The following is a 25,517-nucleotide window of genomic DNA, read 5'->3' on the forward strand; positions in this document are numbered from 1 at the left end:
GGCCCGATGACGGACCTGCGCGGCAGGACGGTGCTCATCACCGGCGGGGCGCGGGGGATCGGCGCGGAGGCCGGCCGGGCGGCCGTCGAGTCCGGCGCCCGCGTCGTCCTCACCGACGTCCGGGAGGAGGAGGGACGGACCGCGGCGGAGCGGCTCGGCGCGCACGCCCGGTTCGTCCGCCACGACGTCACCTCCGAGGACGACTGGCGCGAGGTCGCCGACTTCGCCGTCGCCACCTTCGGCCGGCTGGACGGCCTGGTCAACAACGCCGGGATCTCCGGCGGTTCGCACCTCCTGGAGGAGCAGACGGCCGAGGCGTTCCGGCACGTCGTGGACGTCGACCTCACCGGCGTCTTCCTCGGCATGCGCGCCGTGATCCCCGCGATGCGGGAGAGCGGCGGCGGCTCCATCGTCAACGTCTCCTCCGCCGCCGGCCTCATGGGCCTGGCCAGGACCGCCGGGTACGGCGCGGCCAAATGGGGCGTGCGCGGGCTCACCAAGCTCGGCGCGGTGGAGCTCGGCGCCGACCGGATCCGCGTCAACTCCGTGCACCCCGGCATGATCCACACCCCGATGACCGCCCACGTGGGCATCGAGCGCGGCGAGGGGAAGTACCCGAACACACCGATGGGCCGGGTCGGCGAGCCCCGGGAGATCGCGCGGGCGGTCGCCTTCCTGCTCTCGGACGCCGCCTCGTACGTCACCGGCGCCGAACTGGCCGTCGACGGCGGCTGGACGACCGGCCCGACCCTCCGACCGATCGAGGAGAACCCCTGATGCCCGTCGACCTCACCGGAAAGGTCGCGCTGATCACCGGCGCGGCCCGCGGCATGGGCGAGGCCGAGGCCCGCCTCTTCGCCGCCCTCGGCGCGAAGGTCGTCCTCACCGACGTCCTGGAACCGGAAGGAGAGGCGACGGTCGCCTCCCTCGGCCCCGCCGCCCGCTTCGTACGCCACGACGTGACCGACGACCGGTCCTGGGCGACCGCCGTGGCCGCCGCCGTGGACGCCTTCGGCCGGCTCGACGTCCTCGTCAACAACGCCGCCGTCTACTCCACCTCGCCCATCACCGAGGAGGACCCGGCCCGCCTGGAGGCCATCCTCCGCGTCAACCTGATCGGCCCGTTCCTCGGCGTCCGCGCCGTCGCCGGCGCGATGCGGGAGAGCGGCGGCGGCTCCATCGTCAACATCTCCTCGCAGGCCGGCCTCCAGGGCATCTGGGGGCACGGCGCGTACGGAGCGGCGAAATGGGGGCTCCGCGGCCTCACCCGGACCGCCGCCCTCGAACTCGGACCGGACGGCATCCGGGTCAACTCCGTCCACCCGGGAGCCATCGCCACCGCCATGACCGCCCACCTCGGCACCAAGGAGCATCCGGGCGCCCCGCTCGGACGGGTCGGGGAGCCCGAGGAGGTCGCTCACCTCGTCGCCTTCCTCGCCTCCGACGACTCCTCCTACCTGTCCGGCGCCGAACTCGCCGTGGACGGCGGCGCGTCGGCGGGCCGCATGCCGTTCCTGACCCCGAACGGAGCCGACACGTGAACCGACCCGACCCCGACGTCCAGGCGGTCATCGACCTGGCCACCGCCGGCTTCCCCCCGCTGGCGACGGAGATGACCGACATCACCGAGGTGCGCGCCTTCTTCGCCGCCCGCCCCGGGCCGGCCGTCCCACCACCGCCCGTCGCCCGCGTCACGGACGAGGACGCCGACGGCGTGCCCGTCCGCGTCTACGACCCGGGCGTCCACGAGACCGCCCCCGTGATCGTGTTCTGTCACGGGGGCGGCTTCGTCCTCTGCGACCTCGACAGCCACGACGGCTTCTGCCGCTCCCTCGCCCTGGCCACGGAGGCGGTCGTCGTCTCCGTCGACTACCGCCGCGCCCCCGAGCACCCCTTCCCCGCCGCCCCCGAGGACGCCTACACGGCCCTGCTGTGGGCGGCGGCGACGTACCCGGGCCGGCGGATCGCCGTCGCCGGGGACAGCGCGGGCGCCAACCTCGCCACCGTCCTCACCCTGCTCTCCCGCGACCGCGGCGGCCCCGAGGTCACCTGCCAGGCGCTCTACTACCCGATGCTCGACCCCACCCGCTCCCGCCCCTCCCACCGGGAGAACGCCCAGGGCTACTTCCTCACCGCCGACCACCTGCGCTGGTACTGGGACGGCTATCTGCAGGCCCCGGCGCACCGCACCAGCCCCTACGCGGCCCCGCTGGCGGGCGCCGACCTGTCCGGGCTTCCGCCGGCCCAGGTCGTCACCGCCGGCTTCGACCCGCTGCGGGACGACGGCCTGGCGTACGCGGAGGCCCTCACCGCCGCGGGCGTCCCGGTGACCTCCCACCACCACGCCGGGATGTTCCACGGCTTCCTCTCCATGGCGGGCGCCCTGCCCGCGGCGAACGAGGCCCGAGAGACCGCCTTCGCCGCCCTGCGCGAGGCCCTCGCCCGGGACTGACCGACGCGTACGCGTACGACCGCCCCCCACCCGATCGGGTGGGGGGCGGTGCGCTTTCCGGGTCGCAGGCGTGTCAGGGGCCTATCAGCGCGAACCCCTTGTAACCCGAGGCCGCGACGTCCGCGATGATCTCCCCGTACACCCCGAAGCCACCGATGAACGGCATGAACACCCGCGGCTTCCCGGGGATGTTGGCCCCCAGGTACCAGGAGTTCGCCGCCGGGAACAGCGTGGCAGCCGCCCGGTCGCGGCACTGCGCGACCCATTCCTCGACGGCCTCCGGGCTCGCCTCGATCGCCCGGTAGCCGTGCTCGTCCAGATGGCGCAGGCAGTCGGCGAGCCAGTCGCCGTGCTGTTCGGCGCAGAGCACGACGTTCGCCATGACCGACGGGCTGCCGGCGCCGGTGAGGTTGAACAGGTTCGGGAAGCCGTCGACGCCGAGACCCAGATAGGTGCGGGGACCCCCGCTCCAGACGTCCTTCAGCGTCCTGCCGCCCCGCCCCCGGACGTCCACCCGGTCGACCGCCCCGGTCATCGCGTCGAAACCGGTCGCGAACACGATCGCGTCGAGCTCCACCCGGCTGCCGTCGGCCAGCACGATCCCGGTGGCGTCGATCCGCTCGATCGCGTTCTCCCGCAGGCTCACGAGCGTCACGTCGTCGCGGTTGAACGTCTCGTAGTAGTGCGAGTCGGTGACGATCCGCTTCGTGCCGATCGGATGGTCCGTGGGCACGAGCAGGTCGGCGACGGCCGGGTCGTCGATGAGCGCGCGGACCTTCTCCTCCCAGAACGCGCGGGACGCCTCGTTCGCCGCCGGATCGGTGAGCTGGTCGGGAAAGGTCTTGGAGTACAGCACGCCGCCCAGCTCCCACCGCTCCTCGAAGGCGGCCCGCCGCTCCTCGGGGGACACGTCGAACGTCGCCGACGGGTGCGCCGCGTGCGGCGAGCCGCCGCCGCTGAGCCGCGAGAGGCGCCGCCGCTCGGCGTAGCCGGCCTTCTGCCGCCGGCGGGTCTCCTCGTCGAGCGGCGCGTTGCCCGCGGGGATGCTGAAGTTGGCACTGCGCTGGAAGACCGTGAGGTGCGCCGCCTGCTCGGCGATCAGGGGGACGGCCTGGATGCCGGAGGACCCGGTGCCGATCACCCCGACCCGCAGCCCGTCGAAGTCCACGCCCTCGTGCGGCCAGGCGCCCGTGTGATAGGTGGCGCCAGCGAACTCCCCGACGCCCGGGATGTCCGGTACGTGCGTACTGGAGAGGCAGCCGACGGCGAACACGCAGTACCGGGCCGACACCACCTCGCCGCCGTCCGTGCGGACCGTCCAGCGCAGCGTCTCCTCGTCCAGCTCGGCGGAGAGCACCGAGGTGCCGAAGCTGTAGCTGCGGCGCAGGTCGAAGCGGTCGGCCACATGACGCAGATAGCGGACGATCTCCGGCTGCGTCGCGTACTTCTCGCTCCAGTCCCACTCCTGCTGGAGCTCCTCGTCGAAGGAGTACGAGTAGTCCACGGACTCCACGTCGCAGCGGGCGCCCGGGTAGCGGTTCCAGTACCAGACGCCGCCCACGTCGTCCCCGCGCTCGAAGCCGCGCACGCTGTGGCCGAGACCGCGCAGCCTGTGCACCGCGTAGAGGCCGGTGACGCCCGCCCCGACGACGACCACGTCGACGACGTCGGGGGACTCGGTGTTGCTGTCGTTCACGTTCGTACTCTCCTCATCGAGTGGTGATGGTGTTCCCCGCCGACCGCCGCAGCGCCTTCTTGTCGACCTTGCCCGCCGCGTTGTGCGGCAGCGCCGGCACCGAACGGAAGGCGCGCGGCACCTTGAAGTTCGCCAGCCGCTCACGCGTGTACGAGGTCAGCTCGGCCGCGTCGATGCCGGCCCCGTCCTCCGGCACGCAGTACGCGACGCCGACCTCCCCGAGCCGCGCGTCCGGCGCGCCGACGACCGCCGCGTCCCGGACGGCCGGGTGGCCGCGCAGCACCTGCTCCACCTCCGCCGGGTACACGTTGAACCCGCCCACGACGAACATGTCCTTCAGCCGGTCGGTGATCCGCAGGAACCCGCGTTCGTCGAGCACCCCGACGTCCCCCGTGTGCAGCCAGCCGTCCTCGTCGACGGCCCGGGCGGTGGCCTCGGGGTCGTCGAGGTAGCCGTGCATCACGTGGTAGCCGCGGGTGAGGATCTCGCCCGGCTCCCCGGACGGGGCGTCGATGCGCAGCTCCGTCCCCTCCAGGGCCGTCCCCGAGGTGCGGGCCAGGGTCTCCGGGGACTCGTGCGGCGGGCAGATCGCGACCACGCCCGTCGACTCGGTCAGGCCGTACGCGGTGTTGACGCTCCGTGCACCGAGGCACGTCCTGATCTGCTCGATCAGCGTGGTGGGGATGTTCGCCGCGCCCGTGACCGCCATGCGCATCGAGCTCAGGTCGTACGCCTCCCGCTCGGGGTGGTGGATGAGCGAGGTGAAGACCGTCGGAGCACCGGTCAGGACGGAGATGCGCTCGTCGCGCATCCGGCCGAGCACGGCGTCGGCGTCGAAGACCTGCTCGGGGACGATCGTCGCCCCGTGCAGCAGACAGGCGAGGACGCCGGCCTTGTAGCCGAAGGTGTGGAAGAACGGGTTGACGAGCAGGTACCGGTCGCCGCGCCGGAGGGTGACCGTGCGGGCCCAGGCGTCGTACACGCGCAGGTTCTGGCCGTGGGTGGTGGGCACGCCCTTCGGGCGGCCGGTGGTGCCGGAGGTGAAGAGGACGTCCGCGGTGTCGGCCGGGCTCACGGCGGCGGTACGGGCGAGCCGCTGCTCCCCGGTCACCCCCTCCGCACCCGACAGGAACGGTGACCAGTCCGCCGAGTGCAGGGCCACCGTCCGCTCCAGGAGCGGGAGTTCCTCCCCCGAGTCCGCGAGCAGCGCCCGGTAGTCCGTACCGAGGAAGTCGTGCTCGGTGAAGAGCAGCCGGGTGCGCGAGCGGCGCAGGATGTCGGCGGCCTCGGCGGCCTTGTAGCGGGTGTTCACCGGGACGAGGACCCCGCCGGCCGCCACCGCGCCGAGCGCGGCCACCACCCAGCGCGCGCTGTTGGGCGCCCACACGGCGACCGAGTCGCCCGGGCGCACCCCTTGGGCGATCACCGCGCGTGCCGCCCGGTCCACCCGGTCGCGGAGCTCCGCGAACGTCCAGCGCTCCTCGCCGAAGACGAGGGCCTCCTCATCCCCGTAGCGCTCCGCGGCCCAGTCCGCGAGCCGGGCGATGGTCTGCGCGCCCCTCATGATCTGTCACGTCCTCCCTGCCGCACCGCCCTCCCCCGGGCGGGGCGCGGGCGGTGGAACCACAGCGGGTCGGAGCCTGGCAGGGGGAGGCGCCCCGGCGCAGGGGGCGGTTCCCGCTCACCGGGAAGGTGACGGGACTTCTTCCCGACGGAACGACGGCGCCGCCGCCCCCGGAAGGACGGGGACGGCGGCGCCGGTGACGGGGAGGACGGTCAGGGCACGATCAGCCCGGGGACGACCTTCGCGAGCTCCGCCGCGGACAGCACGCCCTCCCGGACGAGGACCGGGGCGTCGCCGGACAGGTCGACGATCGACGAGGACACCGGACCCGCGGTCCTGCCCCCGTCGAGGTACACGGCCACGGAGTCGCCCAGCATCCCGAAGGCCGCGTCGCAGTCCTCCGGCGACGGCCGGTCGGTGAGGTTCGCGCTGGAGACGGCCATCGGGCCCGCCTCGGCCAGCAGGTCGAGCGCCAGGGGATGATCGGGCATCCGCACGGCCACCGTCCCGCCGGTCTCGCCGAGGTCCCAGGAGAGCGAGGGCCGGTGGCGGAGCACCAGGGTCAGACCGCCCGGCCAGAACGCCCCGATCAGGTCCTCGGCCGTCCGCGGCAGGTCCCCGACCAGCTCGTCGAGCGCGTCCTTCGAGCCGACGAGCACGGGGGAGGGCTTGTGACGGCCCCGTCCCTTCGCGGCGAGCAGACCGGCGACGGCCCGGGGATCGAAGGCGTCGGCGCCGATCCCGTAGACGGTGTCCGTCGGGAGGACGACGAGACGCCCCTGTCCGATGGCGGCCACCGCCGCGTCGAGTCCGGCCCGGCGGGCCGAGGGGTCCGAGCAGTCGAAACGCTGTGCCATGGGGTCGCTCACTCCGCGCTCTCGACGCCGTGGGACGTCACGAGGCGGGCATTGCCCTCGGCGAGCTGGTAGGCGAGTCCCACGACCGCCACCTCGCCCGTCCGCACCTGCTCCGACAGGACCCGGGAACGGTCCATGAGCAGCTGCACGGTGTGCCTTATGTGCTCGTCGATGATGTCGGCGTCCTCGGTCAGACCGGCGGCGCGGGCGGCCAGGACGCTCGGCGTCACCCGCTCCACCACGTCCCGTACGAATCCGGCCGCCGGCAGCCCGTCCTCCACCGCGGTGCGGGCCGCCGCGACGGCACCGCACGAGTCGTGTCCCAGGACGACGACGAGGCGGCAGCCGAGCATGCTCGTGGCGTACTCGACACTGCCCAGGACCTCGGCCCCCAGGACGTGCCCGGCGGTCCTCACCACGAAGAGGTCGCCGAGCCCCTGGTCGAAGATGATCTCCGCCGCGAGCCGCGAGTCGGAGCACCCGAGGATGACCGCGAACGGCTCCTGCCCGGGGGCGAGCTGCGCGCGGCGGGCGGCGTCCTGGTTGGGGTGGTTCGGCCGGCCGGCGACGAAACGCCGGTTGCCGGCGAGCATCGCGTCGAGCGCGACCGAGGGAGAGGTGCGAGGCATGGCACCTACTCTAACGAGCCGCTCCCGACCGGACCCCGCCCGGCCCCGGGCGAGCGATCCGGCCCGGGCGCGTGATGCCGCTGCAAAGCCTGGCATGGGCACGTAGATTTTGCCCTCCCGTGGTTGCCGCCCCGACAGGCCCGTCAGAGGCTTGGTGACCATGCCCCCGGGGCAGCTGGTACTGCTGGTCACGGGGGGTGCGCAAGGGTGCCCTCCGCCCTGAGCGGGGAATGTACATGCACCTCGAGTTCCGTCACCTCCGTGTCCTGCTCACCGTCGCCGAGGCCGGCAGCATCCGCAGAGCCGCCGCGCGCCTCCAGCTCTCCCAGCCCGCCACGAGCGCTCAACTGAAGCGGATAGAGCAGGAACTGGGCGGCCCCCTCTTCACCCGCAGCGCCGACGGGGTGAAACCGAACGAGAACGGTCAGTACGTCCTGCGCTGCGCACGCGACCTCGTGGTCGGCTTCGACCGGCTGCGCGAGCACGCGCGATCGGCCGCCGAGACGGACCGGGGGACCACCGCGCCGCTGCGGGCGGGCGGCACCGCCGGCCCCCTGGTGTCGCTGCTCATATCCGCCCTTTTCGAACTCGTCCCGGAGAACCGGGTCACCATCGACGCGCGCCGTTCCGTGCACACCCTGGTGAAGGCGCTGAGCCAGTCGAAATGCGACATCGCGGTCTTCGGCGAGTTCCCGGGCTTCCCGCTCTCCGTCGGCGAGTCGGTCGCGACGCGCACGCTGCTGCGCGAACCGGTCTTCGTCCTGCTCGCCGAGGACCATCCGCTGGCGCGCCAGGAACGGGTCCTCCTGCGCGACCTCCACGGCGAGGAGTGGGTCATGCCGGAGGCCGACGAGAGCGGGGTGCACGCCTACCTCCACCTCACCTGCCAGTCGGCGGGGTTCACCCCGCGCATCGCGCACGTGACGCCGGACCTGTCCGTGGCGCAGCTCCTGGTCGCCGGGCGGCGCGCCGTCTGCGGGGTGTGGCCGAGCGCCGACGTGCCCGCCCAGGGCACCGTGCAGCGGCCGCTCGTGGACGTCCCGTTCCACCGGCGGCTGCAGCTGGCCTGGAACACGGAATCCGTCCCGCCCGAGCTCGCCGACGCGGTGGGCGGGCGCCTCCTCTCGGAGTACCTGTCGCTCGTACGGCAGCGGCCGCAGTACCTCGCCTGGTGGGAGGACGGCGGCGCCGAGTTCGCGCTCGGCGCGGACGGCTGACGGGTCCCGCAGGGCGGGTCCGAGGGCCGCGGCCCGGCGGCCGGGCGGGCCGCAGCACGGCACCCCCTATAGCTCCCCGGCTATATCCCATATGGGATCACGTCAGGAACATGTCACCTGGTGAACACTTCGCGTCAACGTCCAAGGACGTCGTCACCCCCCACGACGAGCGAAGGAACACCCCGTCATGTCCCGTCCTCTGCTGGCCCTCTCCACGATGGTCGCCGCCGCCGTCATCACCACGGGCACGCTCGCCGCACCGGCGTACTCGCAGCCCGACGCCGCCCAGCGCGTCACCTCCGTCCGCGACACGGCGATAGCCCGGGCCGAGGCCAACGTGACCCGCCACGCCGACACCTTCGGCTTCGGGGCCGGCCAGGCGCTCCGGGTCAAGGACGTCGTCATCGACGCCGACGGCACCCAGCACGTCCGCTTCGACCGGACCTACCGCGGCCTCCCCGTCGTCGGCGGCGACTTCGTCGTCCACCAGAAGGCCGACGGTTCGCTCAAGGGCTCCACCCACGCCAAGGCCCACAAGGTCGCGCTCGGCTCCGTCACCCCGGCGGTCGACGCCAAGGGCGCCTCGGCCGGCGCGCTGAACCGCTCGAACGGCCTCGTGCGCAGCGCCAGGTCCACCCCCGAGCTGGTCGTGTGGGCCGCCGACGGCACCCCCCGCCTCGCCTGGCGCACCACCGTCCAGGGCCTCGGCGACAAGGGCCAGCCGCACGGCGAGGTGTTCGTCACCGACGCCACCACCGGCGCCGCGATCGAGAACTACGACACCGAGCACGAGGCGACCGGCACCGGCCACTCCGAGTACACCGGTGACATCTCCCTCGACACCACCCTGCAGGCCAACGGCACCTTCGCCCTGATCGACCCGGTCCGCGGCCACATCACCAAGGACGCGCACAACGTCTCGTCCTCGTCCCTGAACAGTTCCTCCGGCACGCTGTTCACCGACGCCGACAACATCTGGGGCGACGGCCGCAAGTTCTCCACCGACCGCGCCACCGCCGCCGTCGACGCCCACGCCAACACGGCGAAGACCTTCGACTACTACAAGAGCACCTTCGGCCGCAACGGCATCAAGAACGACGGCCGCGGCGCCACCGTCTTCGTCCACGTCGGCACCAACTGGGACAACGCCCAGTGGTCGGACGCCTGCTTCTGCATGATGACCGGCGACGGCGACGGCACCACCGACCCCGAGCAGGTCGACCTCGACACCATGGGCCACGAGATGACCCACGGCGTCACCTCGGCCACCGCCAACCTGCGCTACAGCGGCGAGTCCGGCGGCCTGAACGAGGCCACCAGCGACATCCTCGGCACGATGGTCGAGTGGTACGCCAACAACCCGATCGACACCCCCGACTACCTCTTCAGCGACCAGTCCACCCCGCCGTGGCTGCGCCGCTTCGACAAGCCCTCCCTGGACGGCCGCTCCGCCGACTACTGGTCGAAGTCCGTCGGCCGGCTCGACGTGCACAACTCCTCGGGCGTCGGCAACCACTGGTTCTACCTCGCCAGCGAGGGCAGCGGCGCCAAGACCATCAACGGCGTCTCCTACAACAGCCCGACGTACAACGGCTCCACCGTCACCGGCATCGGCAACCAGAAGGCCTCCGCCATCTGGTACCGGGCGCTGACCGTCTACATGACCTCCACCACGGACTACAAGGGCGCCCGCACCGCGACCCTGAACGCGGCGAAGGACCTGTACGGCGCCACCAGCCCCGAGTACGCCACGGTGGCCGCGGCCTGGACCGGGGTCAACGTCCTCTGACGTATCCTCATATCGTTTGATCCGATGACCAGTTCGGGCCCCGTCGTCACGGCGGGGCCCGTCGGTCTCGTACTGCCGGGAATACCCGGATGGGCGACTGCGCCGCCGGGGCGGACGACGGCAAGATCAACCGCATGAGTTCATCCCTGACGCGCCGGGCGCTCGCCGCGGCCCTGCTCCTGACCTCGACGCTGGCCCCCGCCGTGGCCGTGGCCGCCCAGCCGGGCGGACACGACCACCGGCCGGTGCGGGCCGCGCAGGCCCGTCTGCTCGGCGAGAAGATCGTCCCCCACAAGCTCGACTTCCAGGGCACCACCGTCGGCGGCCTCTCCGGCGTCGACCGCGACCGCTGCACCGGCGAGTACGTGTTCATCAGCGACGACCGCTCGTACCTCCAGCCCGCCCGCTTCTACACCGCCGAGCTGGACGTCGACGCGAACGGCGTGCACGCCGTCGACTTCACCGGCACCCACCCCTTCCTCCAGCCGGACGGCTCGGTCTACCCCGCGCCGACGGTCGGCGACGGCAAGGCCGTCGACCCGGAGGAGATCCGCGTCGACCCGCGCTCCTGCGACTACTGGTGGGCGCAGGAGGGCGACCGGCCCAAGACCGTCGGCCCGCCGGTGATCCAGCCGTCCATCCAGTTCGCCGGCCCCACCGGCGCCTACCTCGGCCGGCTGCCGCTGCCGGCGAACTACGAGATCACGATGGAGGAGCGCGGACCGCGCCGGAACCAGGCGATCGAGGCGATCACCTTCGGCGACCGGGGCCGCGTGCTGACCAGCGCCGTCGAGGGTCCGCTGCTCCAGGACGGCCCGGAGCCCGACGTGGACCACGGCGCGCTCGTCCGCGTGACGAAGCAGACGCGCGACGGCAAGGTCCTCGGGCAGTTCGCGTACCCCGTCGAGAAGATCTTCGCCGTCAACGACCCGAACAGCCCCTGGGGCCCGGACACCGGCGTCCCGTCGATCCTCGCCTTCCCCGACGACCCGAACCGCTACCTCGTGCTCGAGCGCACCTGGGTCGCCGGCGCCGGCTACAAGATCCGCCTCTTCGACGCCACCACGCGTGGTGCGACCGACGTGCAGGCGATGGACTCCCTCGCGGGGCAGCCGGTCGTGGCGATGCGCAAGACGCTCGTCGCGGACTTCGACACCCTGGGCCTCTCCACCGTCGACAACACCGAAGGCATGACGTGGGGCCCGAGGCTGCCGTCGGGCGAGCGGTCGCTGATCCTGGTCAGTGACGACAACTTCGCCGAGGACGCGGTCACCCAGATCGTCGCCCTCGCCGTGCGCTGACCTCCGCCCGGGCGTCTCCAGGGCACAGGTGTCGAACGGTCCGTCCTCAGGGGCGGACCGTTCGTCGTGCGCCCCCGTGCGCGGGGGCCCGTCCCGTACTGTCGCCGAGGACGAGTTCAGGGCGCAGGAGCCTCGGCCGGAGATCGGCCGAGGCGGGGGCGTCGAGGGCGCCGAGCGCCACCTCGACCGCCTGCCGGGCCATGTCCCGCTTGGGCAGGACGACGGAGGTCAGCGGGGAACGGGACAACAGCCCCTCCGGGGTGTCGTCGTGCGCCACCACGGAGAGGTCCTCCGGCACCGAGAGGCCCAGGGTCCGCGCGGCCTCCACCGCGGCCGCCGCGAGCAGGTCGTGCGTCGCGAACAGCGCCGTCGTGCCGGGAGCCGCCCGCAGCGCCGCGGCCGCCGCCTCCAGGCCGCCCCGGAAGGTGGGCTCCGCGGCCAGGTGCACCGCGCTGTCGGGCAGCGCGATCCCGCCCTCCTCGAAGGCGCGCCGGAAGCCCGCCACGCGCACCCCGTGCGCGGGACTGGCCAGGACGGCCACCCGTTCGTGCCCGAGGTCGAGGAGGTGCCGGCCGGCCAGGTGCCCGCCGTGCTCGTAGTCGAGGGTGACGACCGGGAAGCCGTCGGGGAGCCCGTCGGGGAGCCCGGCCTCCCAGGCGCAGAGGACCACGGGGAAGCGGGCCCCCGCGAGCAGCGGCAGATGACCCGTCAGGCCCTGGTCCCCGGCGATCAGGAGGGCGTCCACCGAGCGGCTGGTGAGCCCCGCCAGGTGCCGGCGGGCGCGCTCCCCGTCGAGCCGGGTGGTGCAGAGCAGCAGGCGGTGACCGCGCTCCTCCAGGACGTCCTCGACGTGCTCGACGAGTTCGGCGTAGAAGGGGGCGCGGACGGTCGGCACGAACAGCCCGACGGTGCGGGTGCTGCCGGTGGCGAGGGAGCGCGCCACGAGGTTCGGCACGTAGCCGAGTTCGGCGATCGCGTCGCGGACCCGCGCCTCGGTGGCGGGGCGCACGGGCACCCGTCCGGTGACGACGTTGGAGACGGTCTGCTTGGTGACGCCGGCGCGCTCGGCCACGTCCCTCATGGTGACCACGGCGCCCCCGTCGTACCGGTCCGGATGGGCTCGCAACGTAACGCGGTCCCCACCCCCGGTCAAGGCGCCCGTGGGCCGTGGTTCCCCGTCGCCCGGGTCTTGTTTTACCGGTCAAAGAAGCCCTAGGGTCCGTGCCTGCGTCATCCGGCCGTACCTCCTGCACGCCAACCCGGCGTGCGCCCCCACGAGCTGAGGAGTACGTGTGAGATCTCCGCGCAGCAGAACGGTGAGCCTGCTCGCCGCGGCGGCCCTGGCCGTCACCGGCGGCAGCACCCTCGCGGCCCCGCCCGCGGCCTCGGCGGTCCCGCCGACGGCCGCGTACACCGTCACCGTCGGCACCAAGGGGTCCTGGACCCGCCCGGACGACACCCCCGCGAGCCCGTACATCGACAAGGACGGCACCTTCTACTACCAGCAGGCGCACGCGCTCTACGGAGCGAAGGACAGCCGGAGCTGGACCTTCTACACCGGACCGGACTTCGACACCGCCAACCGGTCCGGCACCCTCAGCGACGCGGTGAACCCGAACAACAAGGACGACCGCAACAACGACACCACCTGGCGCTGCGACAACAGCCCCACCGGCGTCGAATCCACCCAGGCCCCGGCCGGCAGCGGCTACGCGCACCGCAACTACTGCGACCTCACCGGCATGTGGGTCGACCCCGACACCGGCGACTGGTACGGGCTCGTCCACAACGAGTTCACCCCCCAGCCCTTCGGCGACGGCATCCACTACGACGGCATCGACTACGCGGTCTCCACGGACCAGGGGAGGACCTGGACCGTCAAGGACCACGTCATCACCTCGCGGTACAGCACCCGGCGCGGCGACGCCGCCGCCTTCCCGCAGCAGACCTACCACTACGGCACCGGCGACCCGCGCCTCTTCGTCGACACCGCCTCCGGCTACTTCTACGCCTTCTACGGCTCCCGGATCGTCAACAAGGGCGGCGGCTGGGCCGCGTTCTACGGCCACGTCGCCCGCGCCCCCCTCTCCGGGAAGATGGCGCCCGGTACCTGGAGGAAGTGGTACGACGGCACCTGGACCGAGCCCGGCGTCGGCGGCCGCGAGAGCACCATGGTCCCGGTCGGCGCGAGCAGCACGACGGGATACGTGCCGACGGCCAAGGAGTACGACCCGGCCAACGGCGGTTCCGTGAGCCAGCAGGTCGCCGCCGGCCTGACGCCCCCGACGTCACCGCTGTTCGTCATGGACATCACCTACAACGCCTACCTCGGCCTCTACCTCGGCGAGCCCCAGGCCGTCGACCAGAGCGGCAACGCCCCGCAGGAGATCTACGCCACCGACGACCTGACCACCCAGAAGTGGTTCCGGCTCGGCGACACCGGCAGCTACAGGACCGCCTCCTGGTACCGCTGGTTCCTCGACAGCGGCAACAGGACGGGCTCCGGCATCGTCGGCAAGGACTTCCGCGCCTACTGCTCCTTCGGCTGCTCCGGCGGAGCGAGCTCCGAGTACGTCAACCTGAGCGTCGGCACGAACGAGCCGGCCGCCCCGGTCGACTCCGGCGGGACCTACCGGATCTCCAGTGCCGGCGGCCGGGTCCTCGCCCAGGTCCCCGGCAGTCCGGCGACCACCTCCGTGCCCGCCGCCACCGGCTCGGGCCTCGACGCGTGGACCTTCACCGCCAAGGGCGACGGCTCCTACCGCATCGCCAACGCCTCCACCGGCAACCTGCTCGGCGTCGACGGCTCCGGCACCGCCACCCGGGCCTGGGGCACCAGGCCCACGGCCACCCCCGCCACCACGGGCCCGGGACAGGAGTGGTTCGTCATCCGCGGCGCCTCCGCCACGGACAACGGCCCCACCGGCACGTACAAGCTGGTCAACCGCTACAGCGGCCTCGTCGTCGGCCTCTCCGGCGACAGCGGCCGGCTCAGCGAGACCACCCCCGCCCGCAGCTGGAGCGACACCACCGGGAACGCCGTCGGCGGCGGCCGCACACCGGGGGAGCAGTCCCTGACGCTGACCGCGGTCTCGGCCTCCCTCAACGGCGTCCACACGCTCACCACCGGCGGCAAGGCGCTCGACAACCCGGGGAGCAGCGCCACCGACGGCACCCAGCTCATCACCTGGAACCCGAACGGCGGCGCCAACCAGAGCTGGACCCTCACCCAGCAGACCGACGGCACGTACGAGATCAGGAACCGCTCGTCCGGGAAGTGCGCCGACATCGAGAACGGCTCCCTCACCGCCGGCGCGAGGGTCATCCAGTGGACCTGCCACGGCGGCTCCAACCAGCGCTGGAACCTGGTCCGGCAGGCGGCCGGCGGCTACACCGTCACCTCGGCCCGCAGCGGCCTGTCGATGACCACGGCCTCCACGGCCGACGGGGCCACCGTCACCCAGCAGGCCGACACCGGCTCCGCCCTCCAGCGGTGGACGATCGCCTGATCCTTCGGCACGCGGGCCCCGGGCAGCCGCCCGGGGCCCGCTCCCGCCTCAGGACGGCATGTTCTGTTCGGCCCAGACCACCTTGCCGGTGACGGTGCGACAGGAACCCCATCTGCGGCACAGCATGTTGATGAGCTGGAGTCCCCGGCCGCCCTCGTCGCTGAGGTCCGCGTGCTGGATCTGCGGCAGGTCGGGGCCCGTGTCCGAGACCTCCACGACGAGCCGCTCCCCGCGCAGCAACCGCAGCTCGCCCGGGCCGTTCCCGTAGCGCAGCGCGTTGCCGACCAGCTCGGAGACGACGAGCTCGGAGACGTCGGCCAGCTCCTCGAGATCCCAAGCGGCGAGCTGGTCGGTGACGAGGCCACGGGCCACCGAGGCGGCCCGCCCGTCCTGCGGCAGCTGCCACACCCGCAGATCGCCGGCCGGGAGCGGGGCGTCCGCCGTCACCAGGAGCACCGCCTCGTCGAAGCGGGCGGCGGTGGCCGAAGCGCACTCCACGAGACCACCCTGCTCCAGTGCCTCGGGAGTGAGGCCGAGCGCCGCCGAACGCAGCCGGTCCAGCTGGGCGTCGACGTCCTCCTCCCGCGACTTCACCAGGCCGTCGGTGTACATGACCAGGTGGGCGCCGTCCGGGACGCGCAGCCGCAGCGGGTCGTACGGGATCACCCCCGCCCCCAGCGGCGCGCCGGTCGGCACCGGGACGTACGAGGCGCCGCCCTGACCGTCGAGGAGCAGGGGCGGCAGATGCCCGGCACTCGCCAGCGTGAAGCTGGAGTCGGCGGGGTCGTACACGGCGCACAGGCAGGTGGCGACCTGTTCGTCCTCCAGGTCGCGGGTGGCCAGGTCGAGCCGCGCCAGGATCCGCTCGGGGGCCGTGTCCAGGGTCATCAGGGTGCGGGCGACGGTCCGCAACCGCCCCATGGTGGCGGCGGCCGGCAGCCCGTGCCCCATCACGTCGCCCACCATGAGGGCCGTCCGCCCGCCCGGCAGCGCCATCACGTCGTACCAGTCGCCGCCCACGCCGTGGTGCGCGGCCGCGGGCGCGTACTCGGCGTGGACCAGCAGGCCCGGCGTCGCCGGAGTCACCCGCGGCAGCAGGCTGCGCTGCAACTGGACGACGTGCTCGCGCTCGCGCCCGTACAGCCGGGCGTTGTCGATGAAGACGGCCGCCCTGGAGGCGAGCTGCTCCGCCAGGGCCAGGTCGGTGGAGGAGAACGGCGGAGTTCCCGGGGCACGCACGAAGTCGGCGCTGCCGAGGAGCAGCCCACGGGCGATGAGGGGGACGGCCAGATAGCTGTGCACACCGGCGGCGCGCATCTTCTCCGCCGCGCTGACGGTCGGCGCGACGCGGATGAAGTCCTCGTCGCGCATGCGGCTCAGCAGGACCGGCTTGCGCTGCCGGAGGCAGTACCGGTGGAGCAGGGTCTCGTGCGGCTTCTCGGCGTGGACGAATGTCTCGCCCACCGGTGTGGGCTCCAGGGACGTGAGCTCCTCGATGGCGCAGAGCGCCGTGGCCCGCATGGCGGGGATGCCCGATTCCGTCCACCGGGAGCCCTCGTCGCCCCGCAGGACGCTCTCCAGGATGTCCACGGCCGCCCCGTCGGCGAAGCGGGGCACGGTGAACTCGGCGAGCTCCTGCGCGGTGCGCTCCAGGTCCAGGGTCGTGCCGATCCTGGTGGTGGCGGAATTCAGCCATGCGAGTCGGCTGCGCAGGGTGAACCTGTCCGGTGGCAGAACGCCCCTGCCCCGTCGGAAGCGGGCGTTCTCCCAGGTCGAGCGGCTTCCCGCCGGGTCCTGCCCGGCCGAGCCGCGGCCGGGCAGGCGCCGTCCGCCGCTGCCGCCGTTCACTCTTTCGGCCCCCAAGCAGGACTCGACGCCATTTCGTGCCCAGTGTGCACCGTAAACCTCATCGGTGCCTCCTGTTGTCAGGCACCTTCTCGATCGGGCCGGATCGGGCTTCATACCCCCACCCCGTATCATCGGCTGCGTCCGACCCGTAGGCGTCGTACCGAGGAAGGAGACCGACGTGGCCGTACGCCCGAAGACGGCGACCCGGCTGGGCCGGTGCCTGCTCTCCGTCGCGCTGCTCTTCGGCATCGTGCTCATGCACGCCCTCGGCCACCCCGGCGAGCACGCCACCACCGACAGCCGCGTCTCCCACGCCGACCACGTCATGGCGGCCGCACCGGCGGAGCACCGGGCCGCCGCTCCGACACCTCACTCGACGCGCCCCGCGCCCGCCCACGGCGCCGGAGCCGCCGCCGTCTGCCTCGCCGTGCTCGGCGTCGGCATCGGGGTGGCCCTCCTGACCCGCGCCCTCGGACGGCGCACGCCCGGTCGCGACCTGCCGCCGCCGACGGCGCGCCTTGCGTACGCGCTCCGCGCGATCCCGCCGCCCGCCCCGCCCGGCTCCCTCCTGACGCGCCTGTCCCTGTTGCGCATATAGGCGGGCTCGGCCGCTCCCCACCGCGAGCGGAAGACCGCCCCCCTGCAACGACCACGTCTTGAGGTTCCTCAGCCATGAACCGACCCACCCGTCGTACCGTCCTCGGCGCCGGCCTCGCCGTCGCCGGCACCGGCCTGCTGACCGCCTGCTCCGGCTCGATGAGCGGCACGGACCGTTCCACGCGCGGCACCGGCACCACGCCGGCCGCCGACTACGTCACCCCCGACAGCAAGGAGATCGGGGAGACCGAGGCACTGCGCAAGCCCGGCCCCGAGCGGAAGGTGAGGCTCACCGCCGTCGAGACCCCGCTCGACCTCGGTGGCGGGCGCACCGTCCGCACCTGGGCGTACGGGGACGAGCTCCCCGGCAAGGAGGTGCGGGTCACCGCCGGTGACACCCTCGCGCTGACCCTGGCCAACCACCTCCCCGAGGCCACGAGCGTCCACTGGCACGGACTCGCGCTGCGCAACGACATGGACGGCGTGCCCGGCCTGACCCAGCGTGACGTCAAGGCCGGCGGCTCCTTCGAGTACCGCTTCGCGGTCTCCCGTCCCGGCACGTACTGGTTCCATCCGCACTCCGGAGTCCAGCAGGACCGCGGCCTGTACGCGCCGCTGATCGTCGAGGACCCCAGGGAGCCGCTGGCGTACGACAAGGAGTGGGTGATCGTCCTCGACGACTGGGTCGACGGCGTCGACGGCTCCACTCCGGACGCGGTCCTCGCCGAGCTCGGCAAGGGCATGGGAGGCATGGACCACGGCGGCATGGACATGAGCGGATCCGGTGGTACGGAGGGCCATGACATGTCCCGCATGTCGATGACCACCCGGACGTCACCGTCCCCCCGGCCCTCCGGTCCCTCCCGCATGCTCATGGGCGCCGCCAGCGATCTCCTCGGCGGTGACGCGGGCGACGTCGGCTACCCGTACTACCTGGTCAACGGCCGTACCCCGCAGAACCCGCAGACCTTCACCGCCAGGCCCGGCGACCGGATCCGGCTCCGGATCATCAACGCCGGCGGCGACACCGCCTTCCGGGTCGCGCTCGGCGGGCACCGGCTGACCGTCACCCACACCGACGGCTTCCCGGTCGAGCACGCGCAGGCGGACGCGGTGCTGCTCGGGATGGGCGAGCGCGTCGACGCCCTCGTCACCGTCGGAAGCGGCGCCTTCCCGCTCACCGCGCTCGCCGAGGGCAAGGGCCGCACCGCTCTCGCCGTGCTGCGTACCGGCACAGGAGCCGCGCCCGGCTCCTCCGCGCGTCCGAAGGAGCTGGACGGCAAGGTCGTGCACGGCGGTCAGCTCAAGGCGGCGGAATCGGTGCGCCTGGAGCCGGGCAGGCCCGACCGCACCATCGAGTTCGACCTGACCGGCTCGATGATGAAGTACGACTGGGCCATCAACGGCAAGAAGTACGACCCCGCGCAGCGCTACCCCGTGCGCTCGGGCGAGCGCGTCCGCCTGGCGTTCGTGAACGACACGACGATGTGGCACCCCATGCACCTGCACGGGCACACCTACGCGCACGCGAACGGCGGGGCGCGCAAGGACACCTCGATCGTGCTGCCGGGGGAGCGGATCGAGGTCGACTTCGACGCCGACAACCCGGGCCTGTGGATGATCCACTGCCACAACGTCTACCACGCCGAGTCCGGGATGATGACCGTCCTCGGCTACCTGAAGCAGTAGGCCCCGGCCGGGACACCCCGCTCGGTGTCCCGGCCGTTTCCCGGACTACCGGATCTCGACGAGGAGGTCGCCGCCCTCCACCTGCTGGATCCTGGTGATGGCCAGGCGGGACACCCGGCCGCCCTTCGGGGCGGTGATCGAGGCCTCCATCTTCATCGCCTCGATCGTGGCCACCGTCGCGCCGGCCCCGACCTCGTCGCCCTCGGCGACGGCCAGCGTGACCACGCCGGCGAACGGCGCGGCGACATGGCCCGGGTCGGACCTGTCGGCCTTCTCGGTCACCGGGAGGTCCGCGGCCGCCGCGTCGTCGCGGACCTGGATCGGCCGCAGCTGGCCGTTCAGGGTGGACAGGACCGTGCGCATGCCGCGTTCGTCGGCCTCGCCGATGGCCTCCAGCTCGATGAGCAGCCGCACGCCGGGCCCGAAGTCGACGCTGTACTCCTTTCCGGGGCGCAGCCCGTAGAAGAAGTCCTTGCTGTCGAGCACGCTGGTGTCGCCGTACGCCTGCCGGTGTGCCTCGTACGCCTTCGTCGGGCCGGGGAAGAGCAGGCGGTTGAGGGTGGCGCGCCGGTCCTCGGCCAGGCCGGTGCGGTCCTCCGGGGTCAGCTCCGGCGTCGGCTTGGGGCCGGCGCGGCCTTCGAGGGCCTTGCTGCGGAACGGCTCGGGCCAGCCGCCGGGCGGGGTGCCCAGCTCCCCGTGGAGGAAGCCGACGACGGAGTCGGGGATGTCGTACCGGTTCGGTGCCGCCTCGAAGTCCTCGGGCGCCACCCCGGCGCCGACGAGGTGCAGAGCGAGGTCGCCCACCACCTTCGACGAGGGCGTGACCTTCACCAGACGGCCCAGCATCCGGTCCGCGGCGGCGTAGGTCGACTCGACGTCCTCGAAGCGGTCGCCCAGGCCGAGCGCGACGGCCTGGGTGCGCAGGTTGGAGAGCTGCCCGCCGGGGATCTCGTGGTGGTAGACGCGCCCGGTCGGCGAGTCCAGGCCCGCCTCGAAGGGGGCGTAGATCTTGCGGACGCTCTCCCAGTACGGCTCCAGGTCGCCGACCGCCTGGAGGTCGAGGCCGGTCGGCCGTTCGGAGTGGTCGGTGGCGGCGACGATCGCCGACAGCGAGGGCTGCGAGGTGGTGCCGGCCATGGAGGCCACCGCGCCGTCCACGGCGTCCGCGCCGGCCTGGATCGCCGCGAGGTACGTGGCGAGCTGGCCGCCCGCGGTGTCGTGGGTGTGGAGGTGCACCGGCAGCTCGAACTCGCGGCGCAGCGCGGAGACGAGCCGGGCCGCGGCGGGGGCGCGCAGCAGACCGGCCATGTCCTTGACCGCGAGGACGTGCGCACCGGCGGCGACGATCTTCTCGGCGAGCCGCAGGTAGTAGTCCAGGGTGTAGAGCTTCTCCGCCGGGTCGGAGAGGTCGGACGTGTAGCAGAGCGCGACCTCGGCGACCGCCGTGCCCGTCTCCCGTACGGCCTCGATGGCGGGCCGCATCTGGTCGACGTCGTTGAGCGCGTCGAAGATCCGGAAGATGTCGATGCCGGTGGCGGCGGCCTCCTGTACGAAGGCGTCGGTCACCTCCGTCGGGTACGGGGTGTACCCCACGGTGTTGCGGCCGCGCAGGAGCATCTGGAGGCAGATGTTCGGCACGGCCTCGCGCAGCGCGGCGAGGCGTTCCCAGGGGTCCTCGGCGAGGAAGCGCAGCGCGACGTCGTAGGTGGCGCCGCCCCAGCACTCCAGGGAGAGCAGCTGCGGCAGGGTGTGCGCCACCGCCGGGGCGACGGCGAGCAGGTCCTTCGTGCGGACCCGGGTGGCGAGGAGGGACTGGTGGGCGTCGCGGAAGGTGGTGTCGGTGACGCCGAGGGTCGGCGACTCGCGCAGGCTCCGTGCGAAGCCCTCCGGGCCGAGCGCGGTGAGGCGCTGCCTGGAGCCGGCCGGCGGCTCTCCGGCCGGCAGCCGGGGGAGCTTGGTCGCCGGGGAGATCAGCTCGGGGCGGGGGCCGTGCGGCTTGTTCACGGTGACGTCGGCCAGGTAGGTGAGCAGTTTCGTGCCCCGGTCGGCCGAGTGGCGGGCGGTGAGCAGGTGCGGTCGCTGCTCGATGAACGCCGTCGTGACCTGCCCGGCCTGGAAGTCCGGGTCGTCGAGCACGGCCTGCAGGAAGGGGATGTTCGTGGACACGCCCCGGATGCGGAACTCGGCCACCGCGCGTCGGGCCCGGTCGACGGCGGTTTTGAAGTCCCGTCCCCGGCAGGTCAGTTTGACCAGCATCGAGTCGAAGTGGGCGCTGACCTCCGTACCGGCGTGGGTGGTTCCGCCGTCGAGCCGGATGCCGGAGCCGCCCGGCGAGCGGTAGGCGCTGATCATGCCGGTGTCCGGGCGGAAGCCGTTGGCCGGGTCCTCGGTGGTGATCCGGCACTGCAGGGCGGCGCCGCGCAGGACGACGGACTCCTGGGAGAGCCCGAGGTCGGCGAGGGTCTCCCCGGCGGCGATGCGCAGCTGCGACTGCACCAGGTCGATGTCGGTGACCTCCTCGGTCACCGTGTGCTCGACCTGGATGCGCGGGTTCATCTCGATGAAGACGTGGTTGCCCTCGGGGTCGAGGAGGAACTCCACCGTGCCCGCGTTGCGGTAGCCGATCCGGCGGGCGAACTTCACCGCGTCGTCGCAGATCCGCTGCCGTACCGCCGGGTCGAGGTTCGGGGCGGGCGCGAGTTCGATCACCTTCTGGTGGCGGCGCTGGAGCGAGCAGTCCCGCTCGAACAGGTGGATGACGTCGCCCCGGCCGTCGGCGAGGATCTGCACCTCGATGTGGCGCGGGTCGACGACGGCCTTCTCCAGGAACACGGTGGCGTCGCCGAACGCGGACTCCGCCTCGCGGGCCGCCGCCTCGATGGACTCCCGCAGCGTCGCCGGGTCCTCGACCCGGCGCATGCCGCGGCCGCCCCCGCCCGCGACGGCCTTCACGAACACCGGGAAGCCGATGTCCTCGGCGGCCGCCACGAGTTCGTCCACATCGGTCGAGGGCGCCGAGGAGCCGAGCACGGGCACGCCCGCCTCGCGGGCGGCGGCCACCGCACGCGCCTTGTTGCCCGTCAGCTCCAGGGTCTGCGCGGACGGGCCCACGAACGTGATGCCCGCCTCCTCGCAGGCGCGCGCGAGGTCCGGGTTCTCGGAGAGGAACCCGTAGCCCGGGTAGACGGCGTCGGCACCGGCCAGGCGGGCCGCCCGGATGACCTCCTCCACCGACAGATAGGCCCGCACCGGATGGCCGGGTTCACCGATCTCGTAGGCCTCGTCGGCCTTCAGCCGGTGCAGTGAATTGCGGTCCTCGTGGGGGAAGACGGCGACCGTCCGCGCCCCCAGTTCATAGCCGGCGCGGAACGCGCGAATCGCGATCTCGCCGCGGTTGGCCACCAGCACCTTGCGGAACATCCCTGATCCCTTCACCGTGCCCGGCTCGTCGCGGCAACGCTACGGGCTGAGCCGCCGCCTGCTGAAGATCCGGCGCCCGTGACATGGATCATCGACCCTCGGCCGGCCGCTTCGACGGGATCCCCGGCCGCGGAAAGACCTTCGACTGCTTGACGCTGCCGAAGGCGAAGCTCGACTCGATCGACGCGATGCCCGGGATGGCGTGGATCCGGGTGCGGACGAAGGTCTCGTACGCCTCCAGGCTCTCGATGACGACCCTCAGCAGGTAGTCGCTGCTGCCCGCCATCAGATAGCAGTCCTGGATGTGGTCGATGAGGCCCACGTGGTGCTCGAACACGTTCACCGCCTCGGCCGTGTGGCGCTCCAGGCGGATCCGTACGAAGACGGTGATCGGCAGACCGAAGGCCACCTGGTCGACGGTGGCCGTGTAGCCGCCGATCAGCCCCGACTCCTCCAGGCGGCGCACCCGGCGCAGACAGGGGGACGGGGACAGCCTGATCCGGTCGGCGAGGTCCTGGTTCGAGAGGCGGCCGTCGCTCTGCAGCTCGTGGATGATCTGGAAGTCCACGGCGTCCATCGGTTCTCCTTGGCGGATCTTGGCAGATTCTGCCCCCACGCTATGTCTGGAGGGCAGAACTGGCAATCGCCTGCCCCGGCCCAGGCTCTACGGTTGCTTACCGGGGTGAAGCCGGACATCGGCTCCGCCCGAACGGCTTCGAGTGGGAGGTACGGCCGGTGGCCGCGACGCAATCGGTGGGGGCGGGAACGGGGGAGGGGCGCGAGACGCGCACTCCGCCCGCGGGGTACGAGGGGAAGCCCCGTGCCGGCCGGTTCGGCGGGCTCTCCCCGCAGGCCGTGGGCATGCTCGCGCTGCTGCTCACAGTGGCCATCTGGGCCGCCTTCGCGCTCAGCGCCCGTGCTCTGAGCAGCTCCACGCTGCTGCCCGCCGACGCGGCGCTGCTGCGCTTCGGCGTGCCGCTCGTGGTCCTGGCCCCCGCGCTGTGGCGGCGCAGGCGCCGGCTGGCCGCCGTCCGGTTCGCCCCCGCGGCCAAGATCATCTGCGGCGCCGGGGTCCCGTTCTTCCTCGCCGCCATGTACGGCGGCTCCCTGACCTCGGCCGCGTTCGTCGGGGCCATCGTGCCCGGCATGGTCCCGCTGTTCGTCTCCGCCCTCATGGTCGCCGGCGGCAAGAGCGCCCCGCGCGGCACCCAGGCGGCCGGCCTCGCCCTCATCGTGGCCGGCGTCGTGGCCCTGGTCTGGCGCTACACCGCGGCCCTCGACGCGGACGTCCTGCTCGGCACGGGCACGCTGCTCGTCGCCAGCGGCCTGTGGGCCCTCTACACCGTCGGCCTGCGGGAGGTGGACCTGGACCCGATCGGGTCCATCGGACTGCTCTGCCTGCCCTCCTTCGCCGTCATCGCGCTGCTGGTCCTGACCGGCGTCCTGCCCACCGGCATCGCCCACGCGGCCGGCGGCGACATCGCGCTCTTCCTCGTCGTCCAGGGCCTGGGCGTCGGCCTGTGCGCGGGCCTCATGTACGCGTTCGCCATCCGCCGCCTCGGCCCCGAGCGCAGCTCCGTCGTCGGCAGCCTCAGCCCGGTCGCCGTCGTCCTCCTCGCCATGCCCCTCCTCGACGAGAAGCCGACCCTGCCGGTCGTCATCGGCGTCCCCCTCATCACCCTCGGCGTCGCCCTCGCCAACCGACGCCCCCGAACCGTCGCGTCCGCCGACGGCTCCCCCGCCGGAGCCCCCGCCGACCGATCCGCCCGAACCAAGGTCTCCGCCGATGCTTGAGCTCCTCCCCGCCCCGCCCGCCGACCCGCTGTGGGACCTGACGGCCGAGTACGCCGCCGACCCGCGCCCCGAGCGCCTCAACCTCGTCCTCGGCGTCTACCGCGACCACACCGGCGTCACCCCCGTCATGGCGGCCGTCAAGGAGGCCGAGATGCGCCTGGCGGAACGCTCCGGCTCCAAGGAGTACCTCGGCCTGTCGGGCAACACCGCCTTCAACCGCGCCATGCTCACCACCGTCCTCGGCACCGAAGCCCTCACCGCACGGGCGACCGCCGTCCAGACCGTGGCCGGCACCGGCGCCCTGCGCCTCCTCGCCGACCTCGTACGGCAGACGCGCCCCGGCACGACGGTGTGGATCAGCGACCCCGCGTACGTCAACCACCGCCCCATCCTCGAAGGCGCGGGCCTCACCGTCCGCACGTTCCGCTGGCTCGACCCCGAGGGGATGCTGGACGACCTCCGCGCGGCGGGACCCGGCGACGTCGTGCTCCTCCAGGGCTGCTGCCACAACCCCACCGGAGCGGACCCCACCGCCGAGACCTGGGAGGAGCTCGCCGCGCTCGCCGCGACGAACGGCTGGGTCCCCTTCGTCGACCTCGCCTACCACGGCCTCGGCGACGGCCTCGAAGCGGACCTCGCCCCCACCCGGATGCTGGCCGAACGGCTCCCCGAGGTGCTGATCGCCGTCAGCTGCTCCAAGAACTTCGGCCTCTACAGCGACCGCACCGGCTGCGCCATCGTCCTCGGCTCCTCGGCCCGCGCGCTCCGGCACGTCGAGACCGCCCTCCAGAACGCCGCCCGCACCCTGTACTCCATGCCGCCCGACCACGGCGCCGCCGTCGTCGCCACCGTCCTGGAGGACGAGCGCCTCAGGGCCCTCTGGCTCGCCGAACTCGACGTCATGCGCCGGCGCATCACCGCCAACCGGACGGACCTCGTCGCCCACCTGGGCGCCCTCGGCCACGAGGAGCACGCGAGCGCCCTCGCCCGGCAGAAGGGCATGTTCTCGATGCTGCCCCTCACCCCCGAGGGCATGCGCCGGATGCGCCACCGGTCCGGCATCTACGGCACGACCGCGGGCCGCATCAACATCGCGGGCGTCCCCGCGTACCGGATCCCGTACCTGGCCGGAGGCATCGCCGACGCCCTCTGACG

General features: G+C 72.9%; 19 protein-coding genes. 11 read left to right on the forward strand and 8 right to left on the reverse strand.

The features are described from left to right. The first annotated feature begins 6 nt into the window (after window positions 1-6). The 3 genes from GGE06_RS07725 to lipP1 are packed head-to-tail and all read left to right on the forward strand — an operon-like array spanning window position 7 to window position 2,452. The gene (locus tag GGE06_RS07725; RefSeq protein ID WP_184930354.1) at window positions 7-777 is read left to right on the forward strand and encodes a glucose 1-dehydrogenase; all 771 of its coding nucleotides are present in this window, start codon (window positions 7-9) and stop codon (window positions 775-777) included. Further along, on the forward strand, window positions 777-1,541 hold the full coding sequence (locus GGE06_RS07730) for a glucose 1-dehydrogenase (RefSeq protein ID WP_184930355.1): 765 nt from the start codon (window positions 777-779) through the stop codon (window positions 1,539-1,541). The genes GGE06_RS07725 and GGE06_RS07730 overlap by 1 nt, the downstream gene beginning before the upstream one ends. After that, window positions 1,538-2,452, forward strand: a complete 915-nt coding sequence (gene lipP1 / locus GGE06_RS07735) for a LipP1 family hormone-sensitive lipase (RefSeq protein WP_220378516.1) — start codon at window positions 1,538-1,540, stop codon at window positions 2,450-2,452. The genes GGE06_RS07730 and lipP1 overlap by 4 nt, the downstream gene beginning before the upstream one ends. Window positions 2,453-2,525: 73 nt before the next feature. Here lipP1 and GGE06_RS07740 read toward each other — a convergent pair whose 3' ends face one another. The 4 genes from GGE06_RS07740 to GGE06_RS07755 all read right to left on the reverse strand — a co-directional run bounded on the left by GGE06_RS07740 (window position 2,526) and on the right by GGE06_RS07755 (window position 7,198). Further along, window positions 2,526-4,148: a flavin-containing monooxygenase gene (locus GGE06_RS07740; RefSeq protein ID WP_116157237.1), complete on the reverse strand. Its 1,623-nt coding sequence runs from the start codon at window positions 4,146-4,148 to the stop codon at window positions 2,526-2,528. Between the two features lie 13 nt (window positions 4,149-4,161). Beyond that, entirely contained in the window at window positions 4,162-5,712 is a 1,551-nt protein-coding gene (locus GGE06_RS07745; RefSeq protein ID WP_184930356.1) for a FadD3 family acyl-CoA ligase, read from the reverse strand. Between the two features lie 212 nt (window positions 5,713-5,924). Continuing rightward, window positions 5,925-6,569 (reverse strand): L-threonylcarbamoyladenylate synthase, encoded by a 645-nt coding sequence (locus tag GGE06_RS07750; RefSeq protein ID WP_184930357.1) that lies wholly within the window; start codon window positions 6,567-6,569, stop codon window positions 5,925-5,927. Between the two features lie 8 nt (window positions 6,570-6,577). Continuing rightward, on the reverse strand, window positions 6,578-7,198 hold the full coding sequence (locus GGE06_RS07755; protein WP_116157234.1) for a carbonic anhydrase: 621 nt from the start codon (window positions 7,196-7,198) through the stop codon (window positions 6,578-6,580). Window positions 7,199-7,434: 236 nt separating this feature from the next. Between GGE06_RS07755 and GGE06_RS07760 the strand changes: the two genes are divergently transcribed. The 3 genes from GGE06_RS07760 (at window position 7,435) to GGE06_RS07770 (ending at window position 11,505) form a co-directional block, all read left to right on the forward strand. Beyond that, the gene (locus tag GGE06_RS07760) at window positions 7,435-8,415 is read left to right on the forward strand and encodes a LysR family transcriptional regulator (RefSeq protein ID WP_184930358.1); all 981 of its coding nucleotides are present in this window, start codon (window positions 7,435-7,437) and stop codon (window positions 8,413-8,415) included. Window positions 8,416-8,602: 187 nt separating this feature from the next. After that, window positions 8,603-10,204 (forward strand): M4 family metallopeptidase, encoded by a 1,602-nt coding sequence (locus GGE06_RS07765; RefSeq protein ID WP_116157232.1) that lies wholly within the window; start codon window positions 8,603-8,605, stop codon window positions 10,202-10,204. A 134-nt stretch (window positions 10,205-10,338) separates the two neighbouring features. Continuing rightward, window positions 10,339-11,505 (forward strand): esterase-like activity of phytase family protein, encoded by a 1,167-nt coding sequence (locus GGE06_RS07770; protein WP_116165154.1) that lies wholly within the window; start codon window positions 10,339-10,341, stop codon window positions 11,503-11,505. 46 nt (window positions 11,506-11,551) lie between these two features. Here the strand turns inward: GGE06_RS07770 and GGE06_RS07775 are convergent, their stop codons facing one another. Beyond that, on the reverse strand, window positions 11,552-12,586 hold the full coding sequence (locus tag GGE06_RS07775) for a LacI family DNA-binding transcriptional regulator (RefSeq protein WP_221517940.1): 1,035 nt from the start codon (window positions 12,584-12,586) through the stop codon (window positions 11,552-11,554). 211 nt (window positions 12,587-12,797) lie between these two features. On the opposite strand from GGE06_RS07775, the gene GGE06_RS07780 reads away from it, so the two are divergent. Continuing rightward, entirely contained in the window at window positions 12,798-15,014 is a 2,217-nt protein-coding gene (locus tag GGE06_RS07780; protein ID WP_184930359.1) for an RICIN domain-containing protein, read from the forward strand. 48 nt (window positions 15,015-15,062) lie between these two features. Here the strand turns inward: GGE06_RS07780 and GGE06_RS07785 are convergent, their stop codons facing one another. After that, on the reverse strand, window positions 15,063-16,862 hold the full coding sequence (locus tag GGE06_RS07785; protein ID WP_184930609.1) for an ATP-binding SpoIIE family protein phosphatase: 1,800 nt from the start codon (window positions 16,860-16,862) through the stop codon (window positions 15,063-15,065). 178 nt (window positions 16,863-17,040) lie between these two features. Here GGE06_RS07785 and GGE06_RS07790 point away from each other — a divergent pair, with 178 nt between their 5' ends. Then, the gene (locus GGE06_RS07790; protein WP_184930360.1) at window positions 17,041-17,460 is read left to right on the forward strand and encodes a DUF6153 family protein; all 420 of its coding nucleotides are present in this window, start codon (window positions 17,041-17,043) and stop codon (window positions 17,458-17,460) included. A gap of 74 nt (window positions 17,461-17,534) precedes the next feature. After that, complete coding sequence (locus GGE06_RS07795; RefSeq protein WP_184930361.1) at window positions 17,535-19,148, forward strand: multicopper oxidase family protein; 1,614 nt, start codon at window positions 17,535-17,537, stop codon at window positions 19,146-19,148. A 45-nt stretch (window positions 19,149-19,193) separates the two neighbouring features. Here GGE06_RS07795 and GGE06_RS07800 read toward each other — a convergent pair whose 3' ends face one another. Continuing rightward, entirely contained in the window at window positions 19,194-22,568 is a 3,375-nt protein-coding gene (locus GGE06_RS07800; protein ID WP_116157226.1) for a pyruvate carboxylase, read from the reverse strand. A gap of 88 nt (window positions 22,569-22,656) precedes the next feature. Further along, window positions 22,657-23,145: an Lrp/AsnC family transcriptional regulator gene (locus GGE06_RS07805; RefSeq protein ID WP_116157225.1), complete on the reverse strand. Its 489-nt coding sequence runs from the start codon at window positions 23,143-23,145 to the stop codon at window positions 22,657-22,659. A gap of 158 nt (window positions 23,146-23,303) precedes the next feature. On the opposite strand from GGE06_RS07805, the gene GGE06_RS07810 reads away from it, so the two are divergent. Beyond that, window positions 23,304-24,362: a DMT family transporter gene (locus GGE06_RS07810; RefSeq protein ID WP_312883051.1), complete on the forward strand. Its 1,059-nt coding sequence runs from the start codon at window positions 23,304-23,306 to the stop codon at window positions 24,360-24,362. Continuing rightward, window positions 24,355-25,515 carry an amino acid aminotransferase gene (locus GGE06_RS07815; RefSeq protein WP_184930362.1) on the forward strand — a complete coding sequence of 387 codons (1,161 nt, stop codon included), beginning with the start codon at window positions 24,355-24,357 and terminating at the stop codon, window positions 25,513-25,515. Before GGE06_RS07810 ends, GGE06_RS07815 begins: the two co-directional genes overlap by 8 nt. The last annotated feature ends 2 nt before the right edge of the window (window positions 25,516-25,517 follow it).

The organism is Streptomyces nymphaeiformis, from assembly GCF_014203895.1.
Classification (GTDB): domain Bacteria; phylum Actinomycetota; class Actinomycetes; order Streptomycetales; family Streptomycetaceae; genus Streptomyces; species Streptomyces nymphaeiformis.

Coding starts and splice junctions, on each gene's coding strand:
- GGE06_RS07760 (WP_184930358.1), top strand. CDS start 7,435: ATGCACCTCGAGTTCCGTCACCTCCGTGTCCTGCTCACCGTCGCCGAG.
- GGE06_RS07800 (WP_116157226.1), bottom strand. CDS start 22,568: ATGTTCCGCAAGGTGCTGGTGGCCAACCGCGGCGAGATCGCGATTCGC.
- GGE06_RS07755 (WP_116157234.1), bottom strand. CDS start 7,198: ATGCCTCGCACCTCTCCCTCGGTCGCGCTCGACGCGATGCTCGCCGGC.
- GGE06_RS07770 (WP_116165154.1), top strand. CDS start 10,339: ATGAGTTCATCCCTGACGCGCCGGGCGCTCGCCGCGGCCCTGCTCCTG.
- GGE06_RS07750 (WP_184930357.1), bottom strand. CDS start 6,569: ATGGCACAGCGTTTCGACTGCTCGGACCCCTCGGCCCGCCGGGCCGGA.
- GGE06_RS07805 (WP_116157225.1), bottom strand. CDS start 23,145: ATGGACGCCGTGGACTTCCAGATCATCCACGAGCTGCAGAGCGACGGC.
- GGE06_RS07795 (WP_184930361.1), top strand. CDS start 17,535: ATGAACCGACCCACCCGTCGTACCGTCCTCGGCGCCGGCCTCGCCGTC.
- GGE06_RS07730 (WP_184930355.1), top strand. CDS start 777: ATGCCCGTCGACCTCACCGGAAAGGTCGCGCTGATCACCGGCGCGGCC.
- GGE06_RS07815 (WP_184930362.1), top strand. CDS start 24,355: ATGCTTGAGCTCCTCCCCGCCCCGCCCGCCGACCCGCTGTGGGACCTG.
- GGE06_RS07725 (WP_184930354.1), top strand. CDS start 7: ATGACGGACCTGCGCGGCAGGACGGTGCTCATCACCGGCGGGGCGCGG.
- GGE06_RS07765 (WP_116157232.1), top strand. CDS start 8,603: ATGTCCCGTCCTCTGCTGGCCCTCTCCACGATGGTCGCCGCCGCCGTC.
- GGE06_RS07745 (WP_184930356.1), bottom strand. CDS start 5,712: ATGAGGGGCGCGCAGACCATCGCCCGGCTCGCGGACTGGGCCGCGGAG.
- GGE06_RS07775 (WP_221517940.1), bottom strand. CDS start 12,586: ATGAGGGACGTGGCCGAGCGCGCCGGCGTCACCAAGCAGACCGTCTCC.